12 protein-coding genes are annotated in these 15,860 nt (G+C 40.5%); 7 read left to right on the top strand and 5 right to left on the bottom strand.

Translation table 11 applies throughout. From position 1 onward, the window contains the following. Nucleotides 1-287 precede the first annotated feature (287 nt). The gene (locus M1D52_RS04190; protein ID WP_013663812.1) at nt 288-3,521 is read left to right on the top strand and encodes a SusC/RagA family TonB-linked outer membrane protein; all 3,234 of its coding nucleotides are present in this window, start codon (nt 288-290) and stop codon (nt 3,519-3,521) included. 14 nt (nt 3,522-3,535) lie between these two features. Further along, a complete protein-coding gene (locus M1D52_RS04185) occupies nt 3,536-5,017 on the top strand; it encodes a SusD/RagB family nutrient-binding outer membrane lipoprotein (protein ID WP_013663813.1) in 1,482 nt (493 codons plus the stop codon). 65 nt (nt 5,018-5,082) lie between these two features. On the opposite strand, the gene M1D52_RS04180 is transcribed toward M1D52_RS04185, so the two are convergent. Continuing rightward, nucleotides 5,083-7,377, bottom strand: a complete 2,295-nt coding sequence (locus tag M1D52_RS04180) for a GH92 family glycosyl hydrolase (protein ID WP_437394277.1) — start codon at nt 7,375-7,377, stop codon at nt 5,083-5,085. Nucleotides 7,378-7,716: 339 nt separating this feature from the next. On the opposite strand from M1D52_RS04180, the gene M1D52_RS04175 reads away from it, so the two are divergent. Then, a complete protein-coding gene (locus M1D52_RS04175) occupies nt 7,717-7,935 on the top strand; it encodes a hypothetical protein (RefSeq protein ID WP_013663815.1) in 219 nt (72 codons plus the stop codon). Between the two features lie 243 nt (nt 7,936-8,178). Here M1D52_RS04175 and M1D52_RS04170 read toward each other — a convergent pair whose 3' ends face one another. Beyond that, nucleotides 8,179-8,694 carry a hypothetical protein gene (locus tag M1D52_RS04170; protein ID WP_437394278.1) on the bottom strand — a complete coding sequence of 172 codons (516 nt, stop codon included), beginning with the start codon at nt 8,692-8,694 and terminating at the stop codon, nt 8,179-8,181. 41 nt (nt 8,695-8,735) lie between these two features. Next, nucleotides 8,736-9,539, bottom strand: coding sequence for a DUF4382 domain-containing protein (locus M1D52_RS04165; RefSeq protein WP_013663820.1), 804 nt, complete (start codon nt 9,537-9,539; stop codon nt 8,736-8,738). Nucleotides 9,540-9,780: 241 nt separating this feature from the next. Here M1D52_RS04165 and M1D52_RS04160 point away from each other — a divergent pair, with 241 nt between their 5' ends. From M1D52_RS04160 to M1D52_RS04145, 4 genes are read left to right on the top strand one after another with little or no spacing between them, the layout of a single operon-like run. Continuing rightward, nucleotides 9,781-10,080: a hypothetical protein gene (locus M1D52_RS04160; RefSeq protein WP_437394279.1), complete on the top strand. Its 300-nt coding sequence runs from the start codon at nt 9,781-9,783 to the stop codon at nt 10,078-10,080. Nucleotides 10,081-10,090: 10 nt separating this feature from the next. Next, nucleotides 10,091-10,933, top strand: a complete 843-nt coding sequence (locus M1D52_RS04155; protein WP_437394280.1) for a hypothetical protein — start codon at nt 10,091-10,093, stop codon at nt 10,931-10,933. A 9-nt stretch (nt 10,934-10,942) separates the two neighbouring features. Next, nucleotides 10,943-11,617 carry a response regulator transcription factor gene (locus M1D52_RS04150; protein ID WP_377613049.1) on the top strand — a complete coding sequence of 225 codons (675 nt, stop codon included), beginning with the start codon at nt 10,943-10,945 and terminating at the stop codon, nt 11,615-11,617. A gap of 34 nt (nt 11,618-11,651) precedes the next feature. Continuing rightward, nucleotides 11,652-12,962 carry a sensor histidine kinase gene (locus tag M1D52_RS04145; protein ID WP_437394281.1) on the top strand — a complete coding sequence of 437 codons (1,311 nt, stop codon included), beginning with the start codon at nt 11,652-11,654 and terminating at the stop codon, nt 12,960-12,962. 28 nt (nt 12,963-12,990) lie between these two features. Here M1D52_RS04145 and M1D52_RS04140 read toward each other — a convergent pair whose 3' ends face one another. Together M1D52_RS04140 and M1D52_RS04135 are read right to left on the bottom strand one after the other, a co-directional pair. After that, nucleotides 12,991-14,373 carry an FGGY-family carbohydrate kinase gene (locus tag M1D52_RS04140; protein WP_437394282.1) on the bottom strand — a complete coding sequence of 461 codons (1,383 nt, stop codon included), beginning with the start codon at nt 14,371-14,373 and terminating at the stop codon, nt 12,991-12,993. Nucleotides 14,374-14,505: 132 nt separating this feature from the next. Beyond that, nucleotides 14,506-15,780, bottom strand: a complete 1,275-nt coding sequence (locus M1D52_RS04135; protein ID WP_437394283.1) for a sugar isomerase — start codon at nt 15,778-15,780, stop codon at nt 14,506-14,508. Nucleotides 15,781-15,860: the final 80 nt, after the last annotated feature.

Raw genomic sequence — 15,860 nt, 5'->3', positions numbered from 1 at the left:
TAGCATAAAAAAAATGCACACGTATAGCACAAAATATCTCAAAAATAAACAAAAACCTATCACAAAAAACAGAAAAACACCCAAATTAAGTACCACAGACACTATAGAAGCACCAATCCAAACCACAATCGCACCTTCTCTCAATAACCCCACATTAAAATAAGGTTAAAATTAGATAAATTTAGGTTAAAATCCGATTAAAAACAGCTAACTCAGAACGATAAATTTGAGCTGTACTTTTTAAAAAAAATAAAAAGATCAACCCAATTCAACAAAAACTAAACACCATGAAGAAAAAGACCATTACACTTTTGGTTTCCGGCTTTTTCTTGTCTACTAGTCTCTATGCACAAACATTATTGCGTGGTACTGTGGTAGACAAAGACAAAAAGCCGATCCCCGGAGTTTCAATAACTCTTGGAGATGGCAAGGGTACATCGACCGGTCCGAACGGCGAATTTTCCATTACATACGATGGCCCCAGTCAATTAAAAGTATCCGCCATTGGATATGAGAAACAGCAGCTTGCTATTTCACAACAAACGACCTTGCAAATCGTTTTAAGTGATGATGCACAGACCCTAAATGAAGTAGTAGTAACCGCTTTGGGCATCTCGCGCGAAAGAAAATCTTTAGGATACGCCTTACAGGAAGTAAAATCAGAAGACTTGACAAAGGCTGGTCAACTTAGCGTCACAGGATCGCTCTCAGGCAAAGTTGCAGGTGTGCAAGTAAATCAATTCGGCGGTACAGTGGGCGCTTCTGCACGCATTTCAATTCGGGGAAATTCTTCGTTGAAAGCAGATCAGCAACCTTTGATCGTAGTAGATGGTATTCCTATCTCAAATGAGGCACAACGATCTGGCGATAATACATATTCAGGGGTCGACTATGGGTCAGGATTGAATGACATTAACCCACAAGATATCGAAACCATTACTGTACTAAAAGGCGGATCAGCGGCTCTTTACGGTATGCGCGCCGGTAATGGCGTTATTTTAATAACCACAAAATCGGGCAAGGGAGCCAAAAATGGCGTAAGCATTTCGTACGATGGCAACTTTACTATTGATCAAGCGAGCAACTTTCCAAAACTCCAAAATTTATATGGGCAAGGATATAATGGGGATGAATATCATTATGGCTTAAATGGCGACGGTTTAAGCTATCAAGATTACGCTAGTCAAAAGTCATTCACCTATGTAGACGGGACTGGCAGCGGTGGAGGCATTTATGATGGTTTTGATGAGTCTTGGGGTCCTAGATTGGATGCAGGACTGAAATTAGCCCAATTTGATAGTCCAATAATTGATGGGGTCAGACAGCCTACGGATTGGGTGTCTAACCCTAATAATATTAGAGATTTTTTTAGGACTGGCTATTCCATGAATCATAACATTTCTTTACTTTCCCGCACAGATAAATCTTCCACACGGGTATCTCTATCGTATCGAGATCAAGAAGGTACTGTACCTAATACAGACCAACGACGTTATGGCTTACAGCTGAACAATAATATGCAAGTTAGTGAAAAAGTCTCCTATGATGTAACAGCAAATTATACACGTACGGAAAGTGACAATCTACTTTCACAGGGCTATGAAGGCAACAATCCCATGAATGGTTTCGTCTGGTCGGGCAGGCAAATAAACGTGAAGAGTCTTAAGGATAATTGGGATCAGCGGAATGCACAAGGAGAATATACCTTCTATAATTGGAATACCAATTACCATGTCAATCCATTTTTTAATGTTTATGAAAACACCAATAGCTATCAACGGGATCGCTTCTTTGGAAAAAGCTCTCTGTATTACCAACCCTTTCAGTTTCTGAAATTCGAAGGTCGGGCTGGGATTGATTACTATGGTTCAAAGACTTTCGAAAAGAGTTATTATTATCCCTCCTTCAGTAGCGGCAGATTCCGGGACACGAAAATGGACAATACTGAACTAAACCTTGATTTCATTGCATCATTTAACAAGCAATTTGGCGAGTTTAATTTATCGGCTATAGCTGGAGCTAATTATCGGAATCAAAAATGGTCGAAGTCAATGCAAGGCGCCGATGCTTTGACGGTTCCCGGTGTATATACAATTGGCAACAAATCTGGTAGCGCTATCACGGAAATGGATCATACACATGTTCGGTCTAACTCCGTTTACGCTTCGGCCTCTTTGGGATGGAAAGACCAGTTATATCTGGACGCCAGTGCCCGTAACGATTGGAGTTCCACTATTGAAGATGATTTCTTCTATCCATCCGTAAGTCTCAGCTGGTTACCTACAACAACTTTCACCAATTTAACAAATGGTGTTCTTTCCTATTGGAAACTACGGGCCAGCTGGGCTGAAATCGGCGCAGGTACAGATGCCTATCAGAATCAACTGTACTATTATCCGCAGCCAAATTCTTTTAAGGACGTTGCTCAAATGTACAAAAGTATGACCTATCCAAACAAATATCTGCGCCCGGAAAACACCAGAACTTGGGAAGTAGGAACGGAATTAGGTTTCCTGAATGATCGTTTGCATGCCGACTTTACTTACTACTACAAAAAAACAACAGATCAAATTCTGAATGTACCCACGTCCAATGTAATCGGATTTAACCGGATGGTCTTAAACGCCGGTGAGATACAAAACAAAGGTATTGAAATCCTCCTATATGGAGACATCATTAAAAAAGAGAATGGTCTAAATTGGCGCAGTACAATAAACTTCTCTAAAAACCAAAGTAAAGTAATCGAGTTATATCCGCAGTTGGATGTAAACACTTATCAAATTGGTTGGACCTGGGGGATTGCAAACATGGCTCGAGCTGGCGAAAAATGGGGCACATTAGTTGGAAATGGCTATGATCGCGTAGAAGATGGACCGATGGCAGGCGCGATTAAAATCAGATCCAACGGTTTGATCCAAACGAAAACCACTCAGGATATAGGAAATGTAACTCCTGATTTTCTATTAAGCTGGCGAAACGACTTCACAGTCAAAGACTTTTCTTTTGGCTTTATGCTGGATATGCGTAAAGGAGGGGATATTTGGTCGCAAACCATGGCCCATAGCTATGTAGCAGGAACTGCAGAAATTACAGCTGAGAACGGTATTCGAGAGCGGGCTATCGTTGCCGGTGTAGATGTCATGCCTAACGAACGTTTTGCCATGCAAGCTGAAGACGGCTCTTGGGTACCGAATACAATCAGTACAAACGCACAAAGTTGGTACGAAAGCGGTAGTGTAGATCAAATGTACGTCTTTGATGGTTCCTTCATTAAGTTACGTGAAGCATCTATTACCTATACCGTACCACAGAAATACATTCAAAAACTTAAGGGTATTAAACGCGCAAACATCTCTCTTATCGGCTCTAATTTAGCGTTACTTTGGGTACATAAATCCAATACCATGCGACTAGACCCCGAAACTGGGGGGGTATCCAGTGATAGTAGAGGAGTTGGCTTTGAACAAGCCTCTGTCCCTACCTCACGTAGTTTTGGACTGAAGTTAGGCGTTACATTTTAATTAAGATTTAAGTCATGAAAAAGATAACTAGATTTTTTGGCACAGTACTCTTAACTGTCGCGATAGCGTTAAGTAGCTGCACCAAGTCCTTTGACGAAGTGAATACCGACCCTGATGCTTTGGTAGAGGTTCCACCAACAAATATATTGGCCAATGTAATAAGGAATACAGGCGAACAATTTGGTGGAGACATAGATGGCTACGGCACCTTCGCCGGCTATATCGTTAAAATCCAATACCTTGATTATATGGCAGGTCTCATTCCTTCAAACAACACCTATGGAAATAGGTGGTATGCTTGTTATTACAATAACACACAATTGAAAGACTTGCTAAAGAATACAGAAACATCAGCAGATGGTTTCAAAAATATCAGACTTGTAGCCCGCCTTTGGCAATGTTATATGTGGCAATATTTAACGGACGGTTGGCGGGATGTCCCCTATTCCGAGGCACTTCAGGGATCTGAAGAAGAAGGGAGTATTATAAAGGCTAAATACGATAAACAGGAAGATATTTACCCATCCGTGATGGCTAGCTTAAAAGCCATTGCCGATGAAATGGCCGCGGGTTTCGGTACCGATGAAATTGGAGAAGGTGATTTTATTTACCAAGGCGACATGGAAAAATGGCAACGCTTTTGCAATTCGCTACGGCTACGCATGGCTATTCACATTTCAGGAGTTTCGCCAGAATTAGCTAAGTCCACCATTGAGGAGATATGTACAAATCCTGACAAATATCCAGTAATCAACTCTAACGATGACAATTGCTATCTCACATGGCCAGGTGCAGCACCATATTATGAACCTTGGTATAATACTGGATACGTCGGCAAAAGAGTTGACAATTTTGGTATGTCAGACATTTTCATTGATCATTTAGCGTCAATGGATGATCCTCGAATCGCCAGCGTAGCCAATGTTTCCTCAGATGGAAAATATAGAGGCTATCAAAATGGCGCGGCCGGTTCGCCTCCCATATTGACACAGATATCATTTATTGGCGATCGCTATATGAACGATGCTGTCGGCTTTACACCCTTCTTTAAATCCTGCGAAAGTTATTATATTATGGCAGAAGCCGCTATGCTGGGTTATAATGTAGGCATTAGCGCACAAGAGGCATACGAAAACGCCGTACGGTTATCAATGGAAGATAACGGCATTAGCCAAGCAGCTACCGAAGCCTACCTTACCGGAAAAGGGAAATGGGACAACACCAAAGAACGTATTTGGTGGGATGAATGGGTTGCATTATTCAAAGACAATTTTGAAGCTTGGACCTTATACCGCAGAACAGGTATTCCGTCAACCAATTATCCTTCTTTGAATTCGGTGTATGGAGATGCTCATAACGACCAACCTTTCCGGTTACCCTACCCGAACAATGAATACCTTTATAACAAAACGAATCTAGACGTAGTATTAAGCAATGTCTCTGATTACGCTTGGGGCCAACAAATGTGGTGGGATACCCGAACAGGTGTTAAATAATTACTAACTTCTTTGAGAAGTTACAAATATTCGGCCCTTTCTCTTGTAGAGAAAGGGCCTTTTTTTCATCTAATGCTGAGTCCCTGCACTTGTTCTTTTTCAGTACTTCCCCATTGCGTGGGCTTTTTTGCCAATTGAAATTTCAAATTCCCGCCTTGCATGATCTCTTCGTATTTAATATAGTTCCTTCGGAGATCTCGTCCATTTAAACTAACCGAACGGATATAGGGATGGTCTTCGGGGTCTTTATCACAAGTTACTATCCATTTTTTACCGTCAGGCAGCAACATTTCATACTTCTTATAAAAAGGGCTTGTCAACAGATAACTACCTGAGATCGGATCCACCGGGTAAAAGCCAAGCGAGGCAAAAACATACCAGGCCGACATCTGCCCGGCATCATCGTTCCCACTGAGTCCGCCCGGCCCATCCGTATATTCTTCCTTTAAAAGCTGCCTTACACGTTCCTGTGTCTTCCACGGCGAACTTGTAAAATTATAGAGAAAGGGAATCTGGTGCCCCGGTTCATTGCCGTGCCAATAGCCTCCGCTTGAGAATAAACTATCTAAACTATTTTTCAATACGTCTCGTCCTCCCATCAATTTAGCGAGACCCGGGATATCCTGAGGCACATAAAATGTATATTGGTGCGGTGTTCCTTCCGTAATATAGGGTTCCCTCTTATTTGCATTGAATGGTTTGTACCATGTTCCATTAATATAGCGTCCGCGGACCATCCCCGTCTCTTTATCGAACACGTTTTCATAATTCTTTGCCCGTGCGAGCAGCTGCTTATAATCTGCAGTTTGTCCGATAGATTTTGCGAACATAGCCAATGCATAATCATCATAAGCATATTCCAGTGTTCGGCTCACCTGCTCTTTTTTATGGAAGGCAATCGGCACACTATCCTCCATTGGAATATAATTATATTGCAAGTAAGTTGCCAAAGCGCGTCTACCTTTACCCTCATGATAACTGACCGTATCAGGCACAATAAATGCATTTTTACGAAGGAGCGCATAAGCTTCATAAGGGTCGGTCCCTCCGATTCCTTTAAGAAAAGCTGAACTAATGACCGACGTGGCATGATCGCCGATCATGGCGGCAGTATAACTATTCCAGCAAGGAAAAATCGGCATCCATCCGCCCTGTGCGCCCTTGTTGATGAGGGAGCTCACAAAATTATTCACCAATTCCGGCTCTATAATTTCCAGTAAGGGTATCTGTGCACGATAGATATCCCACATTGAAAAGTCGTCATAATAATCAGCTGGTCCGGCCAGTGCATACCCGCTGCTTCCTGCAAACCGGGGATACTTGCCATCAACATCATTAAACAAGCGTGGATGTTGCATCGCGTGATACATGGCTGTATAAAAGATTCGTTTGCCTTGTAGGTCATTATTCTCTACCACAATTTTTCCCAAAGCTTGTTCCCACAAATCTGTTGTTTTTTGCCTAACCTCATCGAATGCCCAAAAGGGAATTTCCTCTTTTAGATTTTGTTCGGCGCCGGCTATATCAGTAAAGGAAGTACCTATTTTAAAGCAAATACTCTCTCCTTTTTTTAGAAAAAACCCCAGGTAAATACCACTCGTCTCGTCACTTCTGCCCAGAACACTTTTTTGTATCTTACCCTGATGAAAACTCCCGCTAATTGATGGTACGCTCTCTGTTATTAGACACATATGACCATCGAATCCCGCATATTCACCCCATCCCTGATAAATACGATGAACCGGGTTCTTTCCAAGAACTTTTCCCTTTCCTCCAAAATGCAACTGCCCTTGATGTTGATCGCTATTTGCATTTATTAGCAAATAAACACTATCACTTTTCTGGGCAGTGACCCGTATTATACCACATCTTGCAGTAGCGGTTAATTCTACAAGCAATTGATAACGATCGAGTGTTACCCGATAATAAGCTGGGGTGCTTTGTTCATTGTTGTGTGAAAAGGAGCACGATGCCTGTCGCAACGCCTTCTGTAAAGAGCCGCTAACAGGCATTACACTGAAACTACCATAGTCTTGCGTACAAGAACCGCTTAGCCAATGACTCGCTCGGAAACCATTGATTAACGAATCGCTATAATAGTAAGGAGCTACACATTTCTGTTCTGTCTTTCTTGTTTGAGCTGTCCATTGAGTCATAGCAAACGGTGTACTTACTGCCGGGATTGTATTGGCATATTGTTCGGAGCTAGCCTCACTATGCTTTTTTGCTGCGTCAGTGCCGCTAACCGCGGTTCCTGCCAAAGGTTGTACAAAATGAATCAATTGGGACAGTTGGGCAAAAACAGGACTATGGAAAAACAAAGCGACGAAAGTGCTATATACAATTAAAAATTCTTTCATATGAATGTTAAAGAAACTAGCTGCTAGCTGATAAGGCAAGATACCATTTATCAAGTAAATCACTAAACAAAATGATTGGTTTTTGATTAGGCGGGGTACGCCTATCATTTGGTGAAGGGCTACGATCAATGGACACTTTTTAGCCAAAAAATACAATTCTGCGCAAACTGTGGTAAAAAAAGGTCACCCAATAACTCAGATTTTCTTGAAAGCTAGGAAAGCTCTTAACAGCTATACACACACTTTCGCGTTAATTGACCAACTTTTTATTTATCAGCTATTTACAAAACAAAACCAATAATTTAGAGGCTATAATTAAAATTAAATGATCGCTGGCTTATGGAAACTTCCTTTACCAATTTGGACGGATTTGAATATCCAGCCTATAAAATAAAAAGATATATAAGTAATTTAGAACTTTTCACTTTGCTTCTAACGGATGGCAGCATTGTACATTACATTGCCCCGGATGAAAACCTATTCAAGAGTTGGTTGATCAGCAATAACATCCCGGATGTTAGAGAGCAGGAATATATAAGCGCGGGGATTTTGAGTTAACTTATTTTTGGCACTATATTCGATAGAAGTGCTAAAAATAACGCCATGAAAAAGATTTACTTCTTACTCACATTGTCTAGCATACTTTTATTTAGTTCCTGTTATACCACAAGAACCGCAGGCAGAAGTGGAAAAGTGCCTCCGGGCCAGGTCAAAAAAGCAACGGGGTCCAAGTCAGCAAAACCATATGCACCCGGCCAAAATTAGGCCAGGTGCAATGGCACAAAGCTAGAATAGGGACTTTTATTTACTATGTCCGTGACCGCCATGTCCCTTGTGCTGGCCGCCACCTTTTTTAATAAGATTGTTCCCTTTCCCCTTGCCCCCATTTCCGGCTTTCATGTATTTTGGGTGTCCTTTTACAACATAGTATTTAGGATTATTACTCCGTGCAATCACTCCTTGCGAATGATTCGATTTATATTTAGCATATTTAACCTTATGGTTATTAAAATACATATAAGGTCGGGGCTGGTTCATCACTACCTTATATCCCGTGTATAGATCATATCCTCTATATCGTGGAGGTAGATTTAAACTGAAAACCCAGGATCCATTGCTTAGATAAATAAACTGTCTGGATGGCACGTAATAATAGCTCTCAATTTCCGGCAAGTAATAATAATCGACATAATCATATCCTACGGGGCCCCAGAGAGGCTGTGATCCTATATTGATGCTTACTTGCACCTGTGCTGCGGACTTTATTGGTATAAACCCTATTGTCACTAAAGTGACAAGTAATAATAGCTTTTTCATGTTTGTTTTTTTTTAGTTGTCGGTTGCCTGCTCCGCGTTTATCAATTTTCTAAGTTGATAACACCCATGTTGGTATTTTGACCAAGTGAAACAGATACATTAGCAATCGTGCTATCAGGAAAGGCAAGAGTATCCTGCGGAACAATTTTCAGTGAATAAGTTCCCGCAGCTAAACCTCCGATTGTAAATGCGCCAGTTGATGGATCGGCAACGGTTCCCACGGTATCGGTACCTTGAATAGCAAGTACTTCGGGATAACTTTCTATCGGTGATACGGAACCGGATATAAGTCCAGAGGTAGCCGCCGTCACTCCCCTAACAACAGGCTTTAGTAGATATTTTCCATTTCCCGTTTGCACAATGGACTTAGCCGCGTCGAAGTCTAATAAAAGTGTATAAGTCACTCCCGGCACCAAGACAGGGTTTTCTGTCAATTTTACTTTCCAACCGGAAGATTGGCCGCTTGGTGTTGTTAATGCATATTCCGTTCCATCTACAACTATCGTATTTCCGTCATCAAGCACCAACCTGATTTCAGTAATGTCGCCACTGGGCATTTCACCTGAAGCCACCAAAATATCAGGATTGGCGGTTCCGATTCTGTAATCGAGAATATTAAACAAACCCGTTTCAGCGGCAAAAGTATAGGATCGTTCGTCCGACTTTAATACAATTTCTTTGACATGTAAATTGATTGCATCAAAGTTACCTGGAGCATCTGTCATACGTACCTCTACCCTAGTTGTTCCGCCCCCGGCACTATCATCGTTTTTATCGCAGCCGGCAAAGGCTAAAAGTCCTATAATTGCTATTCCTAATGCTAAATAAACGTTTTTCGTTTTCATACGATCTGTTTTTTATGTTTCCTTCGGTGTGTGCGCTTGTTTCATCCGTTTAACATGCACACCCTATTGCTTAAACATGTTTCCCATAAATAGATGTTGATCCAAAATTGAGGAGACAAGATGAAAACAACATGAAATTTTAAATCTTTTTTATTTCGACATTTCATTTATTTTTCATACAAAGAACAGATCTTTGTTAATAGGACCCGAAATGGGTTCTGAATATCAAAATCATAAGCTCATGTTGAGGCACTATCACTTGCATACCGTATTTTTGTTCTTTTTAAACACCTCTATTTGCCATGCATTTACAGTACCCACATTACCTGAAGTTACAAATTCGGTAAATGATGAGTACTCCATTGCATCTAATAGACAACAGGACGATAAAGGAAAGAATAAGAAACCGGAAAAAACTAAACAGCAAGTGGAGGTAAAGCAAGTACCAAAAGCGAAGAAACAAAACGCACCTGTTAAAGTAAAACCGAATATAAAAGTTAAACCAAAAGTGATTCGACCAAAAATAAGAAGCATTAAATGATTAGCATCAGATGAAATCAGCTATTTCGATTGTATTCACTTGTTTAATTTTTTCGCACTTGCAAGCTAGGCAAATCAACGATAGTTTAGCAAGCGCAAGCTATACTTTTGCAGCACTTTATAACAGCAATATTAATTATTATGGGCAAGTTACGGATGAGAAGCTGCCTTATGTCTTACTAAATGCAACAGTTCGTTTACCCTTTGGCTTATATTTTTCTGCCAGTTCATACAAATTTTTAAATTACGGATCCGGAATTTCAGGAACCGATCTAGGCATAGGTTACGATTACAATTTCAACGAAAAGATATCGAGCGGTTTAGCTTATACACGATCGTTTTATCCCACCAATTCCCCTTTGCTTCAAGCATCGCTCACGAATAACCTCAATGGTTCGTTAAGTTATCACTGGCCTTGGTTTAAGAGTGCCTTGGATGTCGATTATGCTTTTGGAGATGAACAAGACATTTTTTTAACGCTTTCCAACTCCAAGGATTTGAGTCTGGGCAACCTATTTGATGATAAAGATCTGATTAGCATAGAACCTTCAATAGAATTGGTAGCAGGAACGAGAAATTACTATGAGACCTATGTACGAGCTAAGAACCAACGTGGGCAGGATAAAGGAAATGGGAAGCCGCCAACAAACCCGGGAAATTCAGGAGGGGTGACCGAATATATTCCATCTAAATCCTTTTCTTTGCTTACATACAACGCTAAACTGCCTTTAAGTTATAGTCGTAGTAGTTATTTAATAGAATTAAGCTATCAATTATCGCTTTTGGTCCCTTCAGATGAAGCAATAAAACGTGCACAATCTTTTTTTGGATTGGCCTTTTATTATCAATTTTAAAGCCGCACTATGAAAGTACTCATTGTAGAAGATGAAAAAACCTTAGCCTATGAGATGGCTGATTTCTTAAAGAAAGCCTTTTATATTTGCGATTTAGCTCATACCTATCAGGAAGGGGCTGAAAAGATCGCCTTGAATCAATATGATTTCATATTGATTGATTTAGGTTTACCGGACGGGGATGGACTGGATATTTTACGGAAAGCAAAAAAACATAATGAGGAGGCCGCTTATATAATATTGACAGCAAGAGGTAATTTGGACGATCGGATCATAGGATTGGATCTAGGTGCGGATGACTACCTTTCAAAACCTTTTTATCTTTTGGAATTACAATCGCGTATGCAGGCTATTGCACGAAGGAAATTCAAATTGCAGGACGAACTCATACGCTTAGGTGATTTCAGTATTGATTTACCGAAACGCTTGGTTCTATTTGATAGTAACCCGATTGACCTTTCCCGGAAAGAGTTTGATTTGCTAAGCTATTTGCTGTTGAATAAGAATAGGGTTTTAACGCGAATGCAATTAAGTGAGCACATTTGGGGTTCTTATGCTATAGATGATAATGACTCAAACTACATTGATGCTCATATCAAGAATATTAGAAAAAAACTCGGTCTATGGGCAAGTACCGAATGGCTTGAAACGGTACGCGGTGTCGGATACCGAATCAAAGGATAGATTACTTTAATGGCTATATAATAGGGTCTTTACGATGAAACTATCTACCAAGCTTTTACTATTTATAAGTAGTTCAAAATTGATTATCGTAATCATCTTTATACTGCTTTTACCTATGCTGGTTGATCAGATCGCTTCTGAATACACGAACTACATTTTGGGCCAGCAAAAGACCAAAGTATTGGCGGACTTGGAACAGAATGGCTTGGGTTACTATCTGCAAGGCGATAAAGAATATGGAAGCTATACGATGTTAAAAGAAGAGTACATTGCCATCGAACCTGCGCCTGCCGACCTGCACATCGACAATATAAAAGAGTCTCAACGCATTGTAGAGCATGACACGTTAAATTACCGTATCTTGAGCTATACTTTCCAAGATAAAGGACAAACCTACTTGTTAGAAATAGGGAAAACAGTAAATAGCATAAACCAATATAACAAACCGCTCCAACGCTTCACCTTATATACGCTGATCGTACTAATCGCCTTCACCCTAATTATCGATTTAAGCTTCTTGCGTTTATTGATTCGGCCACTAAATAAAATTATAAAGACCCGGTTACTCAATCGTAAATTTCCATTTAAAGGCCAACAAATCTCAATAAAAACAAGTACTTATGACTTCAGATACTTAGATGAATCGTTGTTACTCTTAATGAAACAAGTAAACGAAGCCTTTGAAAAAGAAAAGGAATTTACAGCAAATGCTTCTCACGAACTGATGACTCCCATCAGCGTTCTCCAGAGCAAAATGGAAAATTTACTAACAGAAGAAGGGCTTGAAGAACCGTTCGCACAACACATCGTTGAAATGATGAAAACCTTAACTCGATTAAAAAAAATATCGAGTTCTTTATTGTTAATCTCAAGAATCGACAATGCACAATTTGGGAGAAAAGACTTAGTCTATCCTTTGGAATTGGTTCGAGAAATCTTAGAGGAATTGGCAATAAAACTGGAAGAAAAGCAAATTGAAACCAAAGTAAACCTAACCATCAATCAAAATTTAGCAAACGTGAACAGAGATCTACTCTTCCATCTGTTTTATAATCTAATCAATAATGCCATCAAATTTAATCGAGCGCACGGCCGTATATATATCAGCGATCGTATTTTAATCCCCGGTTATGAAATCAGCATTCGAGATACAGGTGTTGGCATTCCGGAAGCACAAATTCCGTTTATTTTCGATCGATTCAAAAAGTCGACCGATGGCGAAAACAGCGGCTACGGGCTGGGGCTTACCATTGTAAAAAGTATTTGCAATTATCACCATATAGCCCTTAGTGTTGAATCCGATACTGATCAAGGAACTGTCTTTAAACTGCTGTTTCCTATTTAACACCTAAGACAACATGTTAATCTTTGTGCTAAGAGGCTACTTTTTTTACCGGGGCATAATATTTCAACTCAATGATGTCGTTCGGAAAAGGGAGGCTATTCCATGATTGATGGATAGCTAAAGCTGTACCGACCGCTGTTGCCTGTGCCATAGAAGCTGCGAATACCTCCACTTGCGGGAATGCTTCAGCAAGCAGATTCATGTAAATAACATTCTTTCCAAAACCGCCATCAACAAAGAGTCTTTTCACGGTAGATGCACCTATAGCCAATGTAGTTGATATCTTTTGAGCGTTCACCAAATCGATCATCAGCTGATGGTAAGCCTCTGTTTCGGTTCTAAACTTTCCTAAATCTCGTTTACCGAAAATAGCCAAGCTTTCTTGAGGACTCATCCCTACCGATTGATCCGTCTGTTCTTGCAATTTATTGGCTAAATGCGTATCAAAAGCAATGTTTTTAAATTTGGCGGTAGACACGTTGAAATGGGCAGCAATTCGCTTGGTTTGCTGTTCATGTTCATATCCGGCAAATAAACGGGAAGCTTTAACCGGTTTTCCCTGGTAGTGGATATAGGATAAGCAATCAGCTTTTAAATCCTCACTTGTTAGCGGCTCTTCGTTAAAAGGGTTTAAACTGATACACCAAGTACCCGTAGAAAGGAGCACAAAGGGTTTAGTGAAACTTACTAAATAAGGAATTAGCGCGGCTGAGCTGTCGTGAAAGCCCGCACCAACAGCATAGTTATTACCCGGAAAGGAGGCCTGAAAGACTGAATCAGCAGGTACAATGGGCGCCAATTTGTCTAAAATTCCTTCCTGTTCTACCCATTCGTGGTATCCGCTCTTCTGAAAATCCCATAAATTGGTGTGACAACCAATACTTGTCATATCGCTGTAAACCTTACCCGATATTAGGAAACTCATATATTGGGGCAAATGCAGGGCTTTATATACTTGCTTAAAGACGCTCGGCTTTTCATGCTTTAATCGATACAATTGCATACCGGAGTTTAAGCTTCCCAATACCGGCGAAGCGGTCCGTAAGGCGAAATTCTCCTCGCCACCATATTGCTTGTAAAACTGATCTTTTAAGGTTTGGGGATAATCCTTTAAATAGTTATATAGCGGCGTTAAGGGTTTACCACTCTCATCAATATATACGAAGCTTGCCCCATAGGTTGAGAAATTGATAGCCTTAATCTCGAATTCATCCTTTCTGAATACTTCATGTAAGGAGTCAAAAACGGATAAGCGAAGACTGGCAAGATTTTCACAGGGATCGCCATCTTCGTCTACCGTTTCAGTAAAACGAGCGGAACGTTCGAATACAATCCTGTAATGTTCATCAAACAAAAATAATTTCTTATTAGTCTTTCCTACATCAAATATGGCAATAACCGGTATCTTCATCGTTGTTGGCTATACGTTTTAAGTTATACGTTTTAAGTTGTACGTTATAGGTTCTAAGTTTTACGCTTTAAATCATAAGCTCGGAACGCCTCGAAACCTATCACTTAAAACTTATTACTTAGAACCTATAACTTATAACCCAGTGGCCACTGTCTTAGAGCCCCTTTCTTTGATCAGCTCTCCACGAACATTTAATGATCGATACAATTCTATGGGATTTAAAGCACCTCCTGCACGTAACCTCGCTTCTGCTACCAATGGTCTAACATCGGTGCGAAAAGCCGCTTGTAGTATTTCCTGAGCTTTGGCAACATCATTATCTTCTTGTGCAGCGGATAAAGCTTTTCTGTCCACCAAAAGCGCCTGTGCATAAGCCAACATGATTGCCTCAACAGATTGCAGTAAATCTTCCAGTGGATCCTTTACATTATGCGAGGCATCGATCATCCAGCCTAAGTCAGTTGCATGATTCATTTTTCGGGCATCCATACCTTCAATCAGCTCATTAAATATTAAAAACAATTGATAGGGTTTGATACTTCCGGCCGTTAAATCGTCATCACCATATTTAGAATCGTTGAAATGGAAGCCCCCAAGTTTACCCTCCATGAGTAACAAAGAAACAATCTGTTCAATGTTGGCATTCGGCAGATGATGTCCAAGATCAACTAAGGTATATGCTTTAGGCCCTAATTTACTGGCATATAATAACGACTGGCCCCAATCACCCACCGTTGTTGAATAAAAATTGGGTTCAAAAGCTTTATATTCAACAAAAATTTTCCAATCTGCCGGTAACGCCGCATACACTTCCTGAAGACTCTCCAGGGTTCGTTGAAAAGCCTTTCTAAAATTCAGTTGACCAGGAAAGCAGGATCCATCAGACAACCAAACTGTGAGCGACTTTGACCCAAGTTCGATCCCATGCTGTATGACCTCGATATTGTGCTGGACTGCCTGCTTACGAACGGCAGCGTCTACATGCTGCATGGATCCAAACTTATAGCTAAAGGTTTGATCAGGCTGATCTTGAAAGGTATTTGAGTTCATCGCATCGAAGCCAAGCCCATACTGTGCCGCTAAGGTCTTTATAGACTGATAATCTTTTGGCACATCCCAAGGGATATGCAAAGAAATGGCACCGCTCGATTGATTCAAGGCATGTAGTAATCCGACATCCTCGATTTTCTCCTCTAAACTTCTGGGTTCACCACCACCGGGAAAACGCCCAAAGCGTGTTCCCCCTGATCCAAGCGCCCAACTTGGAATGGCAATCTGAAAATCAATCAGTTTCTCTAAAACCTCATGGTAGTTATTTATATCTTCAACCAAACTTTCCAATTTGCGAACGTGTTTCGCTTTTGCTTGTTGGTTATATTCCTCGATTTTATACTTTTCTATATTCATAATCCTAATCAGTTAGCCACTACTAGCAGGTGAATTTACTAAATCCATTCAAGTTTTTCCATTAGCTAATTAACCGATTG

The organism is Olivibacter sp. SA151 (assembly GCF_054130995.1).
This window is presented reverse-complemented; position numbering and strand designations above follow the sequence as displayed.